We start from the raw sequence: 20,457 nt of genomic DNA, 5'->3' as shown, positions 1-20,457 counted from the left end.
TTATGACTGTGGAAAGCGGAATACATAATCAAAAAAATAAAAAAATTTTTTTGAAACAGGCGCAACTTTTTGAACCCATGCTACGTCTAATTGGGTGAGTATGAAACAAAGGGGTACAAAAGCGTAAAGACAAAATTCGCTAAAAAAAATCTTTACTGCATTGTTATCACATTGTATAATACTGGAGTACGTCATAAATGGACGCTTTCTTTCAACTAGATTCCAAGCTTCTGTGATATTGTCACAGATATCATTTTATAAGGGTTCTCATAAAGCTCGGAAAGGAGGTGTAACGACTGATGAGTGACAAGATCCGACAAAAAGACAAAAATAATATTTCTGGTTATATTCAAGGAGGAGAAAAAAAGGTTATGACAAAGTTTAACAAAAAAATGATCAACGTGCTGGCAACAGCAACATTGGTTGCTGGTGTAGCAGCTCCAATCGCAGCATTGACTGCACCAACTGCAATCCATGCAGCTTCTAGCTATACTGTACTTAACACTCCAAGTATTAGCGGTGGAGCGCAAGATGGTGTTCAACTGGGTAGAGTTCGCGTAAGTATCAGCCAAGCGTCTCTTAACTCTGGTGGTAGCTTGACTGTATCTTTGCCTAAAGGTTTTAAACTTGCCGCTAAGGGAAATGGTACTGTTGGTAAATCTAATAAAAATGAATCTGTAAGTGATGCAACTTATGGTACTACAGTTTATGTTCAACAAAATGATAATGATGGAAAAAATGGTCATAATGATCCAGTAGGTTATGAAGTTGAAAAAGTAGGTTCTTCCGACAATACATTCAAAGTAATCTTTAGTGGCACTAATGACGCTGATGACCTTGATGTATACTTCAATTTCAACTTTATTAATGCTACAGGCCCTAGTAATGGTCCTATAAAAGTTGCTTTTGACGCTGCTGCGAACAGTGGTTTGACTAGTAGTGAAGTTACTGTTGGTAATGTAGTTTCTTCCGGTCAAGTAGGTCTGTCGGCTGTTGATACTGAGTCTAAAACAGATAATTTCAAATTTAGACTGAAAGTTAAAGAACAAACAGCAGGCGCTTTGGATACCAATAACAACATTAAGTTGAAACTGCCAAGTGGTTTTAAATGGTCAGGTAAAGGCGACGCTGCTGTTCTGTTTGGTGATCTGAAAGCTGGAGATGTTGAAGTAACTGGTTATGATAATAACAATGATACTCTCACAATCTCTTTAAAGAACAAGACAAAACAGCAAAGCTCTTTTGACCTTCCGTTGAACTTTGAAGTTGACGACGAGAACAGCGCAAAAGATGGGGATGTAGTAGTTAATGTTACTGGTAATACAACTACTGATGTAAGCACTTTGGTAGTAGGTACTTATGGTGAAATTGGCGGTGGAGTATCTGTTGCTAAAACCACAGATATTATCGCTGGGCACGATGAGCAAAAAATTGGTGACATTGCTATTAAAGAAACAGTGGCGGGATCCTTTGTTGGAGATCGCACAGTAACTCTTCGTCTTCCTGAAGGTGCTCGTTGGCAGTCTGCATTTGAAGGCAAAACTGGTGCAAATGAATTTGTAGGATCTCGCGAGTACACTAATGGTCTGAGCAATGTAGATGTTAGCTATAGCGATTCCGACAAACGTACGTTGAAATTGAAATTCAATAATAGTGGTAGTCAAAATTCTTCCGATCCAGGTACATTGACATTGAAAAATGTAGAAGTTGCTACTCAACCTGGATTCTCCGGTGACCTGAATGTAGAAGTAGCTGGTAGCCAAGGTTTGACTGGTACAGTTAAAGTTGCAACAGTTAAAAAAGCAGTAACTTTGGCTGCTGCGACAAAACCTACCTTGACAATTGGTTTGGGCGATCAACAAATCGGTGATATCACAATCACTGAAGCAGCACGTGAAGCTCTGACTAAATCCAAAAACAGCAGCGGTCAAGTGGTTTTGGAATTGCCAACAGGTGTACGTTTTGCTTCCACTCCAGAAGTGAAAGTTACTTCCGGTGATGTGAAAATTAAGAGCGTATCTACTGATACTTACGGCGATACAAACAAAGGTCGTCTGAGCTTCTATGTGGATAGCGAAAGCGCAACTCCAAGTACAATTACAATTTCTGCTCCTAAATTGGTTGTAGACCGTACTGTAGCACAAGGTGATATTGTTGCTAAACTGAAAGGTGAAGCTGCATCTTACACTGCTTACAAAGGTAATGCTACAGTTACTCAAAACTGGAGAGACAACAACACTGCTGCTGATGAAGTAGCAATTGCAACTGTTGGTACTCCAGCTCCAGGTGCTACTAGTACTAAAGCTGTCTTCACACTGGGAAGCACTTCTTATACTGTCAATGGCCAAACTAAAACAGCTGATGTAGCTGCTTATGCTGAAAACGGACGCACTTACTTGCCAGTACGTTATGCAGCTGAAGCTTTGGGTGTATCCCCACAAAACATCCTGTTTGACAAAGCAACTTCTACAGTTACCCTGATTAAAGGTGATCGCGTTGCTCAAATCAAACTGAACACTAACCTGTTGACTATTAACGGTTCTGTAGTTCGTATGGACGTTAAAGCTGTAACTAACAAAAACCGTACTGTACTGCCTATCTTCTGGGTGAGCAGAGCGTTGGATGCATCCATCAACTATGATGCAACTGCTAAAACAGTAACTGTTGAAAACAACAACTAATTTAAGAGCAACTCTTTTGAGTTAACTGAATTAGATGAGAAGAGGGTTCCTTTTGGAGCCCTTTTCTTTTATTAGTCTTATTGACAAAGGAGAGAAATTATGAAACGTTTTGGAGTGGCAGTACTGTCCACATTGGTTCTTTCTTCTGCGTTCGCCAGTCTTGCAGGAGCTCAACCAGGTGATATAAAGGTTATTATTAACGGTGTAACTCAGCAATATACCCAGTCCCCGGTTGTTAGTCAAAATACAACCTTGGTGCCTCTGCGTGGAGTCTTCGAAAGCTTGGGTGCGAAAGTCGATTGGAACAGCAAAGCTAAAAAAGTGACAGCATCTAAAAATGACGATACGTTAACTTTAAATGTTGGTTCTAAGCTTGCTTATAAAAATAGTAATCCTGTACAACTCGATGCAGCAACTCAAATTCAAAAGGGTCAAGTACTCGTTCCTTTACGTTTTGTGAGCCAATCATTAGGCGCCAAAGTAAATTGGGATCAGGCTACACGAACAGTGACCATTTCCAACCAAGCTAATGGCAGTACTACTGACGACCAAACCAATAGTTTATCCAGTAAGCCTCTCGCAACTCCTGTGACCCAAGTTACTTATGATACCTACTATAATGATTCTTTGACCTATGATGATGCAGTTAAACTGGCTATTGCTGATAGCACCACAATTAAAACAGTAGAAACGAATATTGATCAGACAAGAAAAATTATGCAAGAAACAGGCAAGAATATTGACTACGTACCTTTGGAGGCAGGTGTTGAAGCTTCTGATAAAGCTTACAAAGGTTATGCCCAAACGAACCTTAATTATGAGACAGCTAAAAAAAACCTGGAAATGACTAAAGAAGGTATTGAATACAATGTGAAGGATCTTTATAACAAGCTTCTTCAAAAGCAAAATGCCGTTAAGTTGGCTGCTTTGAATATTGAAGATGCAGAGCGCAAGCTCAAAGTTGCACAAATTAAGAGAGATAACCAAATGTCGAGTGACTATGAAGTCACCCAAGCAACGAATCTGGTAACTCAAAACCAAGCATCTTTAGACAAGGCAAAAAAAGACTTGGATAGTGCTTTTTTAGCCTTGAACCAAGTAATTGGCTACAAACCAGAGCAGCGTTACGAATTGAAAGATAAGCCTGTTTATTCAGAATTTAAAAGTAATGTAGAGACTACAGTAAGCCAAGTACTTACTAGTAGTACTGCCATTTGGTTAAGTGAGCAAAAGGTAGATTTGGCTGAGTTAAGCTTGAAGCTTTACAACTTTAGCACTCCTGGAAACACGCCTTATGAAGCTGAGCAGCTCAATGTAGAGAAAGCTCAACTTGCTACAGAGGGAACAAAGAGACAACTCGAAGAGGCAGTAAGAAATGCCTATAACACTATTAAAGGCTTAGAGAGCCAGTACTCACAGATTCAGGCTGGTTTGGTGAGCGCAAGAAGTGCTGCTGATATGGCTAAAAAGCAATTTGATGTTGGATTGGCTACAGAGCTTCAGGTTTACGAGGCTAATTTGAAAGTTACTACTGCTAAACAACAAGCCGAAGACATAGTTACAAGCATTGATACATTGAAGATGGCTTATGAAAAACCTTGGGTTTTACAAGGTGCAGCTTCTGGAGGAGGCGCGCAATAATTTATGCATAACCTATACTTGTTATAACCTGCAGTAGGAGGATTTCATGAAATCACGCTATAAAGTATCGTTGGCTGCTGTTTTACTTGGAGGAGGAATTGTTGCTGGCTCCTTAATGAACAATTCAGTTAATGGTGCCTCCAGTTCTGGACAACCTGGTACAGCTGATGATCCAGTCGTAACCAAAAGCTATGTCGACCAAAAAATTGCTCAGGCAATTAAAGGTGGAGTACCAGCAAGTAACACGAGTAGTAAAACGACTAGTTCGAATGCTCCAGCAACAAATACTACTTCTAACACAACGGCGTCAGGAACTTCTAGTGCAGGAAAAGCTTCCACGCCAGAGCAGACAGAGGCTTTAAAGGTTGTTGATGTAAAGCCTGGTCAAAAACTGATTGCCAAAGCAGGCTCGGAATTTATTTTACGTAATGGTTATGCCGTTGTGTATAGTATGGATGCCAGTGGTGCTATTGATATTACTTCGGGAACGGAAATTGTTCATAATCAGGCTGTCGAGAAAAATCATTTATTATCGTTTCCTAGAGAAGGAAGAGGTATTCAAGTAAAAGAAGGTCAGAAGTTTGGTCTGGTCGTTATGGTACGAGGCGGTTATACTGTTCAGTAAACTGTTTTGTATATAAGCTGCTTTCGGTGACTCTTTTTCTTAAATACTGCTTGGGATAGCAAATTGTTCTTGGCTAAGTTGAACCTAATCGCTGCACACTACCCCCATGAAAGACAATACGTTTAGTGGAGGGTGTATACGATGGCATCAAGAGGTCAAAGACGATTAATTCCTGAAAGCCGTGCCAGGTTAGATGATTTGAAGTATGAGATCGCTGCTGAATTTGGACTGCCTGTTTATAATCCCAAATATACACATATACAACCTAAGGCTGACAGTGAATTTGCTGCAGAATTGGGGGAGTTTGCGGGGAGCGAAAATGTAGCATGGCGTGATTTAACTTCAAGACAGAACGGTTCAGTTGGTGGTGAAATTACTAAGCGATTGATACAATCTGCTGAACGTAGCTTATCTGAATATGGTACATTGTAAATTGCAATAATTTTTACAGTTTTTGATTATATAGTAGCGTATAAACTGGGGTTATTTACATGTGAATCGAAAATGTTTGCATGTAAACTTACCTCAATTTCGAAAGTTGTAATTGGGCTGTATGAATTGACACCTTGTTTTAAATAGGATATCATGGCATTTGAGGCTTGTACGCAACCTTTTCCTACCGGAAAAGGTTCATTTTTTATTAATCAGGTGTAACAAGATATCTCCCGCCATTTGTTGGCTTGAAGGTATCTGAATAATACCATTGCCATGTCAGGATTTTTTTATAAATCCTCATGTATTTTAATTGTGGGAGGTTGAAATTCATGTCTGTAAAAGGCCGTCATTTGTTCACGTCCGAGTCTGTAACAGAAGGCCATCCGGATAAAATCTGTGATCAGATATCCGATGCTGTTTTGGATGCCTTTCTGGCTAATGACCCTAATGCACGGGTAGCATGTGAAGTATCGGTAGCTACTGGTCTCGTTCTCGTCATTGGTGAAATCAGCTCCAAATCGGAATACGTGGATATTCCATCCATTGTACGTAATACGATTAAGGAAATTGGCTATACACGTGCGAAATACGGTTTCGACTATAATACTTGCGCTGTATTGACTTCTTTGAATGAACAGTCGCCGGACATTGCTCAAGGGGTTAATGCTGCCTTGGAAAGCCGTGATCCTGCTGAAGTAGATAAAGAAACGGAAAACATTGGGGCTGGGGATCAAGGATTGATGTTTGGTTTTGCTACGAACGAAACACCTGAGTTGATGCCTTTGCCTATTGCTATGTCTCACCGTATTGCACGACGCTTGTCTGAAGTGCGTAAGGATGGAACACTGAATTATCTTCGTCCAGACGGTAAAACCCAAGTAACGGTAGAGTATGAAAATGGTAAACCTGTTCGTATTGATGCTATTGTGGTTTCTACACAGCATGCAGAGGATACTACTTTGGAGCAAATTCAAGCAGATATCAAAGAAAAGGTTATTTTGCCAGTTGTTCCTGCCGAATTACTGGATGAGCAAACCAAATATTACATTAATCCAACAGGACGCTTTGTTATCGGTGGCCCTCAAGGAGATGCAGGTCTGACAGGCCGTAAAATTATTGTGGATACGTATGGTGGTTATGCGCGTCACGGCGGGGGAGCATTCTCCGGTAAAGATCCGACCAAAGTGGACCGTTCCGCTGCTTACGCTGCTCGTTATGTAGCGAAAAACCTCGTGGCAGCTGGATTGGCAGACAAAGTGGAAATTCAGCTTGCTTATGCCATTGGTGTAGCTACGCCTGTTTCGATTAACGTCGATACATACGGTACGGGTAAAGTAAGCGATGAGAAGCTAGTTGAATTGATCCGAAATAACTTTGATCTGCGCCCAACAGGCATCATTCGCATGTTGAATCTGCGTCGTCCAATTTATAAGCAAACTGCTGCCTACGGTCACTTTGGCCGTACAGATTTGGATGTACCATGGGAGAGCGTAGATAAAGCTGAAATTCTAAAAGAGCAAGCGGGGCTGTAATTCCTCGTATATTATCAAAATAAAAGCAATAACCCAAAAAGACTGTTTCATGCTTTGCATGAACAGTCTTTTTTTGATGTATTTCGCTGTTAAGTACGAATTTGCTCTGATGTACCGAATACTGAGTGACTACTCGGATATCGGTGCATGGTCCAATAAATTTTTAAGTAAACGACAAACCTTTTGCAGTTCCTTGTACTGCTCCAAATACGCAAAAAAGGCTTTCAGGAGGCCTTTCTGAGGGTTCGATTTCAGAGCCTCTTCCTTTAAATAAGCGTAGATTTGCTGACACTCCTGTTTCTCCTCTGAACTCCACGAAGAGAGCAGTATACTGTCTTCCAAGGAGTGGAGAAGGCTGTTAATTTGACGGCCTTGGTCAAAGGGATTACTTAGAGCACTTTCAGGTAACCAGCCTTGCTTGCTCCAGAACAAATGTGGAGCTGAATCAGCATTGTTCAGGCTGGTTGCCAAGGAACTGGATAAGAAGATAATAAACTGTGTTAGATGTTCAATCGTTTCATCATTCATCCGATCGGCAAAGAAGCGAATATATTCAAACACAATGCTTTTAAGTACAAAGGTCATATCCCATGCATGATCTTTAATGCTCGGTCCAAAAATATCAATCAGGCAGTCGCGAACCCATTTGTACAATTTGTATTCATGATTCTCGAATGCGTAATTGAGTTGTTCATTCTGAAAAATAAGCATGGAAGGCTCAGGAAGATCCATCATGAGATACACTTTGTTTTCAACGAGATTTTTCAAGTAAAGTACAATAAAACCATGTAGTTTATCATGCTTAGAAAGATCAGGTTTACTGTAGAGAGCCCGGATGTCTTGTTCAATGTTATTTTCCAGAATGATACACATTTCTAGAGGAAGTTCTTCTTTTCCTTGAAAATATTTATAGAAGGATGCTTTCGCCATCCCACTTTCTTTGGCTATTTCTTCAACAGATGTTGAATAATAGCCTTTTCTGGAGAACAGCCGAATGGCCGCCTGTAAAATATCATTTTTTTTACTTTCCATACATACTTCCCCCTAGGGACCGACCAACTCGACAGCATAAGAATTCACTTCATACATCACAAAGGTTGGTCACGTGTGATAACTGTGTGCTGCTGTTTTTTGAGTTGACGGCGCATCTTGTGCTTGGCCATGATCATATACAAGGACGGCACGACAAACAAGGTTAACAAGGTTGAGAATAACAAACCGAAAATGACGGTAAACGCCAGTGGCTTAAAGAGCAGGCTTCCCAATAGTGCTAATGGAATCATACCTACAATAGCTGCCAAAGATGTCAATAAAATCGGTCTGAAGCGAGCAGCGGCCGCCTGTATTACGGCTTCCTTTAATTCCATTCCTTCATGTCGTGCATCCTCGATAAATTCAATTAACACAATCCCATTCCGCACAACAATGCCCGCGAGTGCAATAATTCCCATGATGCTCATAAAACCGATAGGCATACCGGTCAAGAAAATACCAATAATCCCGCCGGCTGCTGCCAGGTACACGGTCGTCATAATAATAATAGGAATGGAGAGAGAATAAAATTGCATAGTAATCAAGAGTAAAATGAGCAAGACTACAACGATCGCCAGCTGTCCTAAGTCCTTGAATATGGTCGATTGGTCAGAGGTTTCCCCACCAACCTCCCATTTGTAGCCTTCTGGGAACTTCATTTGCGCCAGCTTACTTTCAACATCAACCATCGCTTCGCTTGCAGTTCGTCCGTTCAAATCGGCTTCCACCGTAATCGTCCGCTCCATATTGTAATGCTTGATTTGCTGAATAGCAAATGACGGCTTAATCTGGACGAGCTGGTTTAATGGAATTTGCTTACCAGCTGCATTAACTACACTTAATTGTTGGAAAAGCTTACTTGGCTCCTCGTCACTGTGATTCAAATACATTTTAATATCTACCAGACTGTTTCCAGTATCAAATTGGCTGACTTGGGCTCCTTCTTTTAATAGAAGCAGGGTGCGAGTCAAATCTGTGTAGCTTACCAGGTACTGATCCATCGTTTGTTTGTTGACCTCAAGCTCCAGTGCATATCGTTCAATTCCTATATCATCCACGATGCCTGTTGTGCCCTCTACTGTCGCGATCTGCTCCTTTGCTTTTTGGGCAAGGATTTGCAGTTCATTCAGGTTCTGACCTGAGATACGAATGGAAACGGGCTTGCCCACTGGAATCCCGAGACGAGGAACATACATCGTAACTGTAACTCCAGGGTAGGATTTCTTAACATGTTGTTCCCAAGCATCAACTGTCGTATTGAGATCGAATACGTTTTCTTTGCCGACGACAGCAATCTGCCCCACCGTTTCGTTATAACTAATATTTCCACCCATACTATTAATGTCACTAAACAGTTGTGGGGCAGTCCCTCCAGCGCTGTAGACGACCTTGGAAGTTTCAGGTTGCTTTTTCACCCAGCCTGCAAGGTCTTTAACGACCTGGTCGGTTTCCGCAATTGAAGTGCCTACAGGCATTTTTACATTTAGTGCAACATGAGGATCTTCCGACTCAGGAAAAAGTTCAACTGAGGTAAAGGGAACTAATCCATAGGCGGCTGTTCCAAGCATGAGTCCGACCATGGCTGTCAACAAGGGACGCTGAATGACCTTAGGCATCAGTTTTTGTGAATAGAGCTTATTTAAAGAATGAATCTGCTGGCCGAGCAAGCCTGCTGGTTTAGACTTACCCTGAGGGTGACGAGCCTGTCTGCGCTTCTCATACCATTCTCGAAAAATAGGGATGATGGTGAGCGACATAATCATAGAGGCAAGCATGGTCAGGGAGACAATAGCAGGAATGGGTTTAATAAAGGCACCTACATTTCCAGGAAGAAACAACAATGGCGCGAAAGCTGAGATGGTGGCCAGAGTTGCAACCAAAATAGAAAGCATGACCTCTTTGGTACCTTTTACAGCTGCGACTGAGGGCGATTCTCCTAATTCCGTAAGTCTACGCTCAATATTATCATTTACAACCACGGCATCATCCACGAGTATGCCCAGTACGATGATCAGACCGACAACGGATATCTGATTTAGAGTAATGCCGAACATAGGCAAAAAGATAATGGCAATCGAAACCGAAATAGGAATGGCCAGTGCGACAAATGCAGAGGTGAGCAAATTCAGCCCCAACATACAAACGAGAATAACGGCCGCAATCGCAAGAATCGTTTCACGCTTTAAGTCGTCAAAGATATGGCTTACCTGATCCTTTTGTGCAAAAAGAGTTTGAAAGTGAACACCTGCGGGGAGTGTTTTCTCCAGCTCTTTGAGCTTGGTATTGACCTTTTCACTCATAGAAGGGATGTCTGTGCCTGTTTCTGCTCCAATACTTAGCGTAATGGCCGGTTTACCCTCTACATAGGCAAAGTATTCTGTATTAGGATGTGCCAGCTCCGTTGTGCCGACATCTCTCAAATATACAGGATTACCTTCTTTGGTGCGTGTCAAAAGGACCTGATTCAATTCATCAGCTTTTTCGGTTTCGCGAACAATAAGTTGATAGGTACGTCCGTTGTATTCAATATTACCAGTAGGAACCCGATCAATTTGAGACTGGATCGCTTGAGCTACTTGTCCCCATGACAGCTGGTATTGCTGAAGCTTCTGATTGTCAATATGGACACGTACTTCTTGATCAGGGAGACCATTGAATTTGACGCTAGATACGCCAGAAATGGTATTAAGCTGGTCTTTCCAAGTTGTTGTTAAATCATTTAGTTTATACAGTGGTGCGGAAGAGTCAGCTGTTAGGGCATAGGAGCCAATAAAAGAGCTGGTTAGTTTGTCATTTACAACAGGCACTTCAGCGCCTTGAGGAAGATCAGCTTGTGCATCTTGCACTTTTTTACGCATATCATCCCAAACCGTTTGAGGATCAACTCCGTTTTTGGATTCGATTAAAATTGAGGAGAATCCGTTACCAGAAGTCGAACTAATCGTTTTAACACCTTCAACTTCCTTAATGCGTTTCTCCAGCTCTTTAGTTACGGTTTGTTCTACTTTTTGTGGTGAAGCACCAGGGTAGACTGTTGTTACCATAGCATTCTGTATGGTGACATCCGGCATTTCCTGCTGTGGTAACTGGAAAAAGCCGAAGATTCCGACCAAAATCAGCATGACAAAAAACAGCAATGTAATTTTGCGTTTTTTTACGATGTACTCAATCATGGGCGTCCGCCTTCTTCCGACTGAATCGCATTTCCATCAAATAGGTTTTCTGCCCCTTTAACGATAATACGTTCGCCTTCACGAAGTCCCGATACGATTTGCAACTGATTATCTACAACCTGATTACCAAGCTCCACAGGGGTTTTAACAGCTTTTCCTTGAATGTCTTTGAAAATAAAAGGCTTGCTTCCCGTGTTAATGACTGCTTCGGCAGGAACGAGAATCCCATTCTTGTCGGTCACCTGTTGAGCAGCTTTAATGACCTGACCGGGTAACCAGTCTCGCTGTGGATTGTTTATAACAATCTCTACGTTAACCCTTCCCGTGTCGGTGCTGGTTGAAGGATAGACGTTAGACACCGTACCTTGACGAGTCTCTTCATAGAGCGCCAATTCTACTTGTTGACCCTTTTTCCAATCCTTAATTTCACTGTCTGGTACAGGAAGCATTACTTTGAGGCGGTCGATGGAGCCTATGCGATAGACGGCTTGCCCTGACGCGACCAAATCACCTGTATTCACGATTTTGTCTAAGATTACGCCGTTCACGGGAGAGGTTAAACGGGTGCGTGATAGTGCTAGCTCTGCCTGACCCTTGGCGACAAGGGCTTTTTCGTAGTTGGCATGGGCTTGTTTTTGGGAAGCCGCAGCCTGTTCACTGGCCGCAAGGGCTTTGCTTTTACCTGCAAGCGCATCTTGAAAGGAAGCTTGGGCGGATTGATGATCTTCGGCTGTGGCCCCTTCCAGCAAAAGGGACAGGGATTCCTTGGCTTGTTCCAGGTCTTTCAGGGCTGCGGTAGCATTCAGGCGAGCATTTTCATTATCTGATGCGGTAGCAGCGCCTGCCTCAAACAGCTTCTGTGTACGCTCGCTATCCGTCTTGGCCTTGTTATAAGCGCTTTGTGCCTTATCTACAGTAGCTTGCGCTTGTTGTTTCTCTTGAGCACGTGCGCCTTTATTGACCTTGTTAACATTCGCGCGAGCTCCTGTAATGCCGGCATCGGCGGATTGAATCGCGGAGGTAGCAGCCTGTAAATTAGCCTGTGCGTTATCAATACCAGCCTGTGCCTCCAAGATGGAGGCTGTCGCCTGTGCCACCTGAAGCTTGTAGTCAGCGTCATCCAGACTAGCAATAACGGCGCCCTTCTGTACAGCAGTACCGACAGTGAGATATGCACTGGCTACAGTGCCTCCATTTTGGAAAGCCAGTGTGTTCTCCTCATAAGCCTGAAGAGTGCCTGACAAGTTATAGGCCGTATGAAGTGGCGTGGATTTGACGATTGCGGTGCGCACAACGGTTGGCTGTGCAGATGAACCTAGAGCGGCATCTTTTTTTTCTGTAGAACATCCGGTCATTGCGATGCTCAGGGATAAAGTGAATATGATGATGGCCCGTTGTTTATTCATGATTATCAATCCTTCCGATAGGGTCATAATTGGAGTTGTGAACTAACCAGTATTATTTGAACTAATAAGTTCAAATGTATTATAGTGCGCCGATATTGCATTCGTCAATTCATCGTTTTAGATTTTATGAATTAGTTGACGGGATTTTCGTAACTTTTGCCTATATAATAAGTCTATTAACATAAGAGGATTTTTTTGTTTATTGATAGAGTACACGCGCGGAACAAAACCGTTTGAATACATTGAAGATGGGAGCTATTATCCAAATGTTTTTAAGTAATAAGAAACAGAGTGAAGTGAAAGTTAATGGCAGAGGAATCGCTAAAAGATGGGCCGTGTTAACACTGGCAGGGGTATTATGGATCGGTCCGGTTGCTGGAACTGGGGCTCTAATCCCCTTGAATGGTTGGATGTCTGCTCCAATCGCAAGTGCAGCCTCTGGTTCAACTGTAAAATTGGGCGAAGAGATCATTACTTCGGGTGCAACATTATTGAAATATCGTTTTAAAGGTTCCAAAGGAACAGCGCTGGCTGATATCATTCGAGTGGACTTGCAAAATCCGTACGTTAAGCTGGATGTCATGACGGGGAAGAATGGACAGTTTACGACCCGTCAGAGCACAGGTGGCATGGCAAAAGAGACCGGGGCGGTTGCTGGTGTAAACGGGGATTATTTTAATACTTCCAGCGAGGGAGCGCCGATCGGTGGACAAGTATCCAAGGGTGTGTTGATGTCTACTCCGTCTGATTTAACGGGTATGTATGCCTTTGCTGTAACCAAGGATGGTTCTCCGATGGTGGAGCAGTTTACTTTTGAAGGTACAGTGAAAGCTGGAGATGGGTCGTCCTTCTCTTTGGCGGGGATGAACAAGGCTTCGTATTCCCCTGAGACGAGTGGGGGCAACTATAGTCACTCTAATGCTATGTATATTTATACATCTGCTTGGAAAGCAATTGAGCGCCCCAAAAACAGTTCGACAACGCCCACCGAGATATTGGTACAAAATGGTGTAGTTACACAAGTCTCCGACAATGCTACGTTGAATATGACCGTTCCGCAGGATGGCTATATTTTACGTACTCATGGTAAAGCCGCTGATTATGCCAAAGCGCATCTGACCGTGGGACAAACCGTAGAAACGAGCTATCATCTTCGTGTTAAATCGACAGGGAGTGAAGTAGATCCTTCTAACCTTCAGATGATGATTGGTGGACATACCATATTAGTAAATGACGGCCAGAAAACCTCTTTTTCCCGGAGCACAACAAGCATAGGCGGGACACGTGCGCGTACAGCTCTGGGATATTCTCGTGACAAGCGTTACGCTTATGTCATTGCTGTTGAGAAGAATGGGAACAGCGTTGGTGTATCCCTGAGCGAGCTGCAAACGCTGATGAAGGATATTGGCGTCTGGAAGGGGATGAACCTTGACGGGGGCGGCTCTACCACTATGGTGACACGTGATTTGGGAGATACGACAGCGGGGCTTACGTTCAATACAGAATATGGTACAGAGCAACGTAGTATTGTAAATGGAGTAGGGGTATATACCAATGCTCCTAAAGGAACGCTCAAAGGCTTCACCATCAAGGGCAATAAAACGCTGCTGATTGGACAGACCGGAAGCTATTCCTTCAAAGGCTATGACAACTACTACAATCCATTTGATACCTCGAAAGTACAAGTGACGTGGAAATCCAGCAATCCGGCTGTTGTATCAGTGAGCGGCGGCGTTGTAAAGGGAGCCAAACCAGGAACGGCTACTTTAACGGCATCCAGTGGCTCAGCCAGCGCTACAACCAAGGTCACGGTGCTTGGAGCAGATGAAATTTCATCACTTACCGCAGGCACTGGAACTGGCTCGCTTACCGCTGGAGCTAAAATCGCTGTACCGGTAACGGCAAAGACAAAAGATGGACAGAGTGTCAGCATTACGTCCGATGCGCTCAAATGGGAGTTCATCGGCTTTAAGGGAAGTGTCAAGGACAATCAGCTTACGGTAAATACGGTGGATGCAGGCGTAAAAACGGGCTATGCCATCGGTCGCTATGATGGTTTCAGCGCTGTCGTCTTCCTGTCTGCTGGTGGAGCAAGTACAAACAACTGGGAGAACTTTGAAAATGTTTCGTATCCGGTTGATTTTACTTCGAATGTGGAAGGTGTTACTGGCACAGCGGCTGTTGTACAAGGAGATGGTGACCATGCCAATTCCAAAGTGCTAGAGCTGAACTACGATATGACGAACGGCAGTGGTAAAATGTATGCTTACGCTCAATTGAACGGCACATCCGGGAAAACGCTTGAACAGGCGGCTACTTCCATCTCGATTGATGTCAGAGGGGATAAGAGTCTGAACTGGCTGCGTGCAGAGCTAGAGGATGCTCAAGGCAAAACAGCATATATTGATCTCGCTAAAGTGATCGACTGGAACGGCTGGAAAACCATTAACGCAGATATGAGCGGTTTGAATATTTCGTATCCGGCGAAGCTGAAGCGTCTTTATGTGGTTAATGTGGCAGAGGGTCAGGACGAGCGCGCTAAAACAGGCAATGTTGCTTTTGATAATATTTCTTTTAATACACCGGGAACGGTCGGTACAGAAGGACTCAAAAAAGGAACAGCTCAAATGACGATCGGGCAAAAATCAATGACGGTGAACGGAACGCCGACCACGATTGATGCCGCTCCGATGACTCGCGATGGTTCAACGTATGTTCCGATCAAGTATGTGCTGGACGCATTTGGCGGACAAGCCAAATGGAATGCGGGCGATCAGCGGATCACCATTATGCGCGGCGGTGTACTGATGGATTTGACCGTAGGGAAAAAAGAAGTTGTTCTGAACGGGAAGCGTCAAAGCACTGATGTTGCACCCGTTGTGCTAGGAGGTAGGACTTTAGTCCCGTTAAGACTCGTGTCTGAGCAGTTAGGAATGACTGTAAAATGGGAACAAGAAACGAAGACCATCACCCTTCAGTCATGATATGGTATGATATATACTTGAAATGCTAGGATTGGAGTAGAACATTTGTGGACTTTCAAGCCGATATCATAGACCGAGTCATTAAAAATGCCATCCAGGTGATGGAGAACAGCAAATATCAGATGTTCGAAATATTGGACACGGCCCGGACCGAGCTGGTCACGTTAAATCAGGAGCTCCAGAGCGTCTTGAAGGAAACGGCAGAAACGATCGAAAAGGTGGACCAGCTGGAAATGAACTATCGGCGGTCCCGCATTCGGTTGACTGAGGTCAGCCGTGACTTCGTTCGCTATTCGGAAGAGGATATCAAGCAGGCTTATGAGAAGGCAACACAGCTTCAACTCGATGTGATGATTTTCCGTGAGAAGGAAATGTATCTCAAAGCCAGAAGAGATGATCTTCAAAAGCGGGCCAAAAGTGTCGAGGCTTCTGTCGAGCGTGCCGAAACCATCGGTTCGCAGATGGGGGTCGTGCTGGAATATTTGTCAGGCGAATTGGGACAAGTGACGCGGATCATCGAATCGGCCAAAAACCGGCAGTTTATTGGTCTGAAAATTATTTTAGCTCAGGAAGAGGAGCGCAAACGCATATCCCGTGAAATTCACGATGGACCTGCGCAGCTCCTTGCGCATCTAGTGCTTAGGACGGAAATTGTGGAAAGAATGATCGCCAAGCAGGAATTTAAGATGGTTCAGGACGAAATAGTAGACTTGAAGAAACAGGTTCGCTCCAGTCTTGAGGAAATGCGAAAGGTCATTTTCAATTTGCGTCCTATGGCCCTGGATGACCTGGGACTTATTCCGACGCTCCGGAAATATGTGCAGGATTTTGAAGAAAAAACGAAGATTAGATCGCTTTTTGAAACAAGGGGCAAGGAACACCGTCTCTCTTCCGCGATGGAAGCAGCCATTTACCGTCTGATCCAGGAAGCTTTGACCAACGCTGCCAAGCATGCTTATCCTACCTATGTGCTTGTTGAGATTACCTATCAGGCGCAGCTTGTAAAAATCGTGGTGCAGGATAATGGTTTGGGCTTCAAGCCAGAGCTTTTTCAGCAAAAAAGCAAAGATCATGGGCATTTTGGTCTGATTGGTATGCGGGAAAGGGTTGAACTGCTCGAGGGGAGAATGGAGATCGAATCAGCTGAGAATCAAGGCACCAAGATAGTGATTCATATCCCAACCAACGTGGAAAAGGGAAAGGAGTAACAACATGGAAAATCAGGAAATTAGCAATGCACCCATTAAAGTTCTCTTAGCGGACGATCATCAGTTGTTCCGTGAAGGACTTAAACGTATTTTGAATATGGAGGACGACATTGAGGTCATCGGAGAATGTGGCGACGGTATTCAAGTGTTGGAATTCTGTAACGTAGAGAAACCGGATATTGTTCTTATGGACATTAATATGCCAATTGAAAATGGTGTAGAGGCAACCGAAAAACTGCGTGAGATGTTCCCGGATGTCAAAGTTATCATTTTATCCATTCATGATGATGAAAGCTATGTATTCGAGACGTTGCGCAAGGGAGCCAATGGTTATTTGTTAAAAGATATGGAGGCCGAGTCCCTCATTAATGCAATTCGTTCGGTTCATGAAGGATATGCGTTTATCCATCCGAAGGTAACGGGTAAACTCATTCAGCAGCTTCGCCGGATGACCTACTTGAACGAAACAGGGGCTATGGCTGAAGGTCATACCAAGGAAGCCGGCGTGAAGTTTGTCGCAGGTGAAAATAATCCATTGACCCGTCGTGAAGCTGAAGTGCTGCGTCTGATGGCTGAAGGTAAGAGCAACAAGATGATCGGTGAATATTTATTCATTAGTGAGAAAACGGTCAAAAACCATGTCAGCAGCATTCTGCAAAAAATGGAGGTTGATGACCGTACACAAGCAGTTATTAACTCAATCAAATATGGATGGGTTACGCTGTAAAGTGTAGTTTTTCCATGCATTAGACGATGTAGCTGCTAATAGATATGAATGCTGTACCGCCTTTCTTTTGGAGCGATATGTCCGCTCATACGGAAACCCAGTACATAACCGTGACACCTCTTCCTGTTATACGGCATATATTGTCGCTATAGGAGGAGGTGGAACCCTCGTGACGGCTCACTTGGTTTGGATATTGCTTATATACGGTGTGGGAGCCGCAGTCGTTCATCTTATGTATATACGACAGGCGGTTCAGGCTTATCACAATGGTGAAGATTCACGCGCAATATCTCCGGGTCATCGTGCGACTCGCTATATTGTGATTACGTCCAATGACGGAGATCGTGTGGAATGGGTGATGCGTTCGCTGAACATACTTGCCTGGCTACACCGGAGGCCGCTACATGTGACAGTACTGGATGATGAATCTATGGACGATACGCTACCGATTCTGACACGGTTAGTGCGCTATAGTCATATGGATGTTTCAGTCATTTCAAGTCGTTTTTCACCGGGGAACCCGGTCTTACCGAAGTCAGGCGGTGAAAAGCAGGTTGTTATTGATCTTAGAACGGTCAAGTCGTTGGCGGACGCCCCACTTGTTCCTTAGCGACAGGGGATTGTGGACATCGTGGTCAAAATCGGATATAAATGTTTATAAACAGTTGCATAGGCAAGACGACAGGGATCTCATTGAGATCTACTTGATGTGAAGCACACTTCAGGCTATTAGCCATAGGAGTGTGCTTTTTTGCTGTTCTCTGGGGTGACAAGAACCGCAAAAATCATGAATGGGAGGAGAAGGGGAAGGTGAAAATTGCAGTATATGCAGTGAAGTATAAAGGGAATTGGACTCTCCGATTATCTGTGGATATTCGAGTAGATATGACATGGTGGATGAATCAAGATGAGGGACAAGAGAATGTTGTCGAAAGATGGGTGTTATTAGGAGATGAGCTTCCCTTGTCCTGGGGGACAAAGCTGTGCGAAACATTTAAGGAATTAGCAGATATGGAGCGATGGGGAAAACGGCAGTGGTGGGCTTATATTCTCGCACAGCTAAAAAGTGAACTGGCTCCTGAGCCTTTTGACGGAGAACGGATTTTATCTGGAGGAGTAGAAAATATATGCATTTGGGATGGTGGACAAGGGCGGACTTCTCGCACAGAAAGTAGGAATGAGGGACGAGAAACAAACGGAGGTTTACGTTCTATTCAAAAAAGGAGCCTCGTCACGGGAATTGATGGATTGGATAGGGAGTGTTTAACACGACAAGCGAATGAGCTGGTTAATTTGTTGTCAGGACGCCAGTTACTCGTTCCGGAAGCCGAAGCGCTACTGGCAGAGGCAGCGCCAGGTTTGGAGCGTACTTGGCGATCCGCTGCACAGCTTGCATATCTGCAAGGCCGACTCAGCTTTGCTGCTGGCCTCGCTCCAGCACCACGTACGCGATGGTCTGCCGCGCGTACGCATGAACTCCGCTGCAACCGTTGTGGCAGCGGGCTAGTGCACCGCACGAGCTGTGCGTCGTGCGGACGTAAGGCGTGCGCTTACTGCGAGACATGTCTCGCGCTGGGGCGCAGCCGTGAATGCTCGCTGCTGCTGCGCGGTGCAGCGAAACCCGCCCTGCCGCACACAGCAGGCACAGCCCCGGTGACGGAACTCGACCGCTGGGGGCTGAGCCCTGCACAGCGTGCCGCGGCCGAAGCGGCGCTGCGCTTTTTGGCCGCACCGCACGGCGAAGTGCGGGGACGTTTTCGCCCGGAAGGCCGTCGGTTCCGGGCATTGTTCCGGCGCGACATGGTTGCGCGCCGAGGATCAGATGCTGCCGCTTCGCATGGCAGCACCCTTGTCCAAAGCAAGCAGTCTTCGCCGAAACCTGGCGAAGGTGCGAGGCATAACGCTGATCGGCAGGTACCTGATACCACGGTAGAACGTTTTCTGCTCTGGGCTGTAACAGGCGCAGGCAAGACGGAAATGATGTTTCCGCTATTGCAATATGTGTTGGACCACGGAGGAACGGCACTTGTGGCAACACCACGCCGTGATGTGGTACTGGAGTTAGCCCCTCGTTTGGCCATTGCTTTTCCCAGTGTGAGCATGGTGACGCTCTATGGGGGGAGCGCAGAACGGTGGCAAAGGGGACAGCTGACCCTGGCAACGACACATCAGCTATTGCGTTATCGTCAAGCCTTTGATTTGGTTGTGATTGATGAGATAGACGCGTTCCCTTATCACAATGATCCTATGCTTGCTTTTGCTGCACGAGCAGTATGTAAGCCGAAGGGCAAGTTTATCTATTTGTCTGCTACACCACCGCAATCCTTGCAGAAAGAGGCTGCACGCGGTCTACTGCCACACGCCAAGGTTCCCGTTCGTTTTCATCGTCATCCCTTACCTGTCCCATTTCGCCTGGGGGCTGCTTCAGTGCAACATTGGCTGCAAAAAGGTCGGCTTCCCCTATCCTTTATTCAACGCCTACGCGTATCTATACAACGTGGGGCACAGGTTTTCCTATTTGTGACACGAATCTCACATATTCAGGGACTTGTGAAGCTGCTGATTAAACAATTACCTGATGTACCTATTGCGGGCACCTCCTCACAGGATGAGGAAAGAACCGCTAAAGTGCGCTTATTTCGAGCTACTGAAATACGTGTTCTGGTCACCACGACTATTTTGGAGCGAGGGGTGACTGTCCCACGGAGTGATGTGTATGTATTAGACGCGGATAGCAGTCTTTTTGATGAAGCCTCTCTTGTCCAAATGGCTGGTCGCGCGGGGAGATCCAAGGATGATCCATGTGGAGGTGTTATTTTTACATCCCCTCAATGGACTCGAGGTCAAAAAAGAGCGATTAGACAGATTAAACGTATGAATGCACTGGCTCGGAAAAGAGGATACCTGAAGGAGTTGAAGCACTAAATGTATTAAATAAAAAAAAAGTTTTTTTGGAAATGTGAAACCTGAAACAATGTCAGTACGTAAACTACCAAGAAAGGTGCATTCTGGT

At 44.5% G+C, this 20,457-nt stretch carries 13 protein-coding genes; 10 read left to right on the top strand and 3 right to left on the bottom strand.

All coding sequences use genetic code 11. The features are described 5' to 3' along the window. The first annotated feature begins 299 nt into the window (after positions 1-299). From ACM1ND_RS24570 to metK, 5 genes are all read left to right on the top strand, one after another. Positions 300-2,681, top strand: coding sequence for a copper amine oxidase N-terminal domain-containing protein (locus tag ACM1ND_RS24570; RefSeq protein ID WP_190298120.1), 2,382 nt, complete (start codon positions 300-302; stop codon positions 2,679-2,681). A 99-nt stretch (positions 2,682-2,780) separates the two neighbouring features. Further along, positions 2,781-4,322, top strand: a complete 1,542-nt coding sequence (locus ACM1ND_RS24565; protein WP_250240588.1) for a stalk domain-containing protein — start codon at positions 2,781-2,783, stop codon at positions 4,320-4,322. 46 nt (positions 4,323-4,368) lie between these two features. Beyond that, positions 4,369-4,947, top strand: coding sequence for a hypothetical protein (locus ACM1ND_RS24560; RefSeq protein ID WP_053326256.1), 579 nt, complete (start codon positions 4,369-4,371; stop codon positions 4,945-4,947). Positions 4,948-5,088: 141 nt separating this feature from the next. Further along, a complete protein-coding gene (locus ACM1ND_RS24555; RefSeq protein ID WP_418026730.1) occupies positions 5,089-5,379 on the top strand; it encodes a small, acid-soluble spore protein, alpha/beta type in 291 nt (96 codons plus the stop codon). Between the two features lie 332 nt (positions 5,380-5,711). Then, entirely contained in the window at positions 5,712-6,914 is a 1,203-nt protein-coding gene (gene metK / locus ACM1ND_RS24550) for a methionine adenosyltransferase (protein WP_418026728.1), read from the top strand. 129 nt (positions 6,915-7,043) lie between these two features. Here metK and ACM1ND_RS24545 read toward each other — a convergent pair whose 3' ends face one another. The 3 genes from ACM1ND_RS24545 to ACM1ND_RS24535 are packed head-to-tail and all read right to left on the bottom strand — an operon-like array spanning position 7,044 to position 12,525. Then, on the bottom strand, positions 7,044-7,946 hold the full coding sequence (locus tag ACM1ND_RS24545; RefSeq protein ID WP_025722448.1) for a TetR/AcrR family transcriptional regulator: 903 nt from the start codon (positions 7,944-7,946) through the stop codon (positions 7,044-7,046). 56 nt (positions 7,947-8,002) lie between these two features. Next, entirely contained in the window at positions 8,003-11,119 is a 3,117-nt protein-coding gene (locus ACM1ND_RS24540) for an efflux RND transporter permease subunit (RefSeq protein ID WP_418026726.1), read from the bottom strand. Then, entirely contained in the window at positions 11,116-12,525 is a 1,410-nt protein-coding gene (locus ACM1ND_RS24535; RefSeq protein ID WP_053326254.1) for an efflux RND transporter periplasmic adaptor subunit, read from the bottom strand. The genes ACM1ND_RS24540 and ACM1ND_RS24535 overlap by 4 nt, the downstream gene beginning before the upstream one ends. A 266-nt stretch (positions 12,526-12,791) precedes the next feature. On the opposite strand from ACM1ND_RS24535, the gene ACM1ND_RS24530 reads away from it, so the two are divergent. The 5 genes from ACM1ND_RS24530 (at position 12,792) to ACM1ND_RS24510 (ending at position 20,369) form a co-directional block, all read left to right on the top strand. After that, the gene (locus tag ACM1ND_RS24530) at positions 12,792-15,509 is read left to right on the top strand and encodes a stalk domain-containing protein (protein ID WP_316244331.1); all 2,718 of its coding nucleotides are present in this window, start codon (positions 12,792-12,794) and stop codon (positions 15,507-15,509) included. Between the two features lie 47 nt (positions 15,510-15,556). Beyond that, complete coding sequence (locus tag ACM1ND_RS24525) at positions 15,557-16,717, top strand: sensor histidine kinase (RefSeq protein ID WP_013312293.1); 1,161 nt, start codon at positions 15,557-15,559, stop codon at positions 16,715-16,717. A 4-nt stretch (positions 16,718-16,721) separates the two neighbouring features. Continuing rightward, the gene (locus tag ACM1ND_RS24520; protein WP_007432713.1) at positions 16,722-17,444 is read left to right on the top strand and encodes a response regulator; all 723 of its coding nucleotides are present in this window, start codon (positions 16,722-16,724) and stop codon (positions 17,442-17,444) included. 169 nt (positions 17,445-17,613) lie between these two features. Continuing rightward, on the top strand, positions 17,614-18,054 hold the full coding sequence (locus ACM1ND_RS24515; protein WP_025719114.1) for a hypothetical protein: 441 nt from the start codon (positions 17,614-17,616) through the stop codon (positions 18,052-18,054). 200 nt (positions 18,055-18,254) lie between these two features. Continuing rightward, on the top strand, positions 18,255-20,369 hold the full coding sequence (locus tag ACM1ND_RS24510) for a DEAD/DEAH box helicase (protein ID WP_418026724.1): 2,115 nt from the start codon (positions 18,255-18,257) through the stop codon (positions 20,367-20,369). Positions 20,370-20,457 lie beyond the last annotated feature (88 nt).

Source organism: Paenibacillus sp. JJ1722 (assembly GCF_048282685.1).
In the GTDB taxonomy this organism is placed as follows: domain Bacteria; phylum Bacillota; class Bacilli; order Paenibacillales; family Paenibacillaceae; genus Paenibacillus; species Paenibacillus polymyxa_B.
Note: the sequence above shows the minus strand (reverse complement) of the source record. Positions and strands in the feature narration are given on the sequence as shown.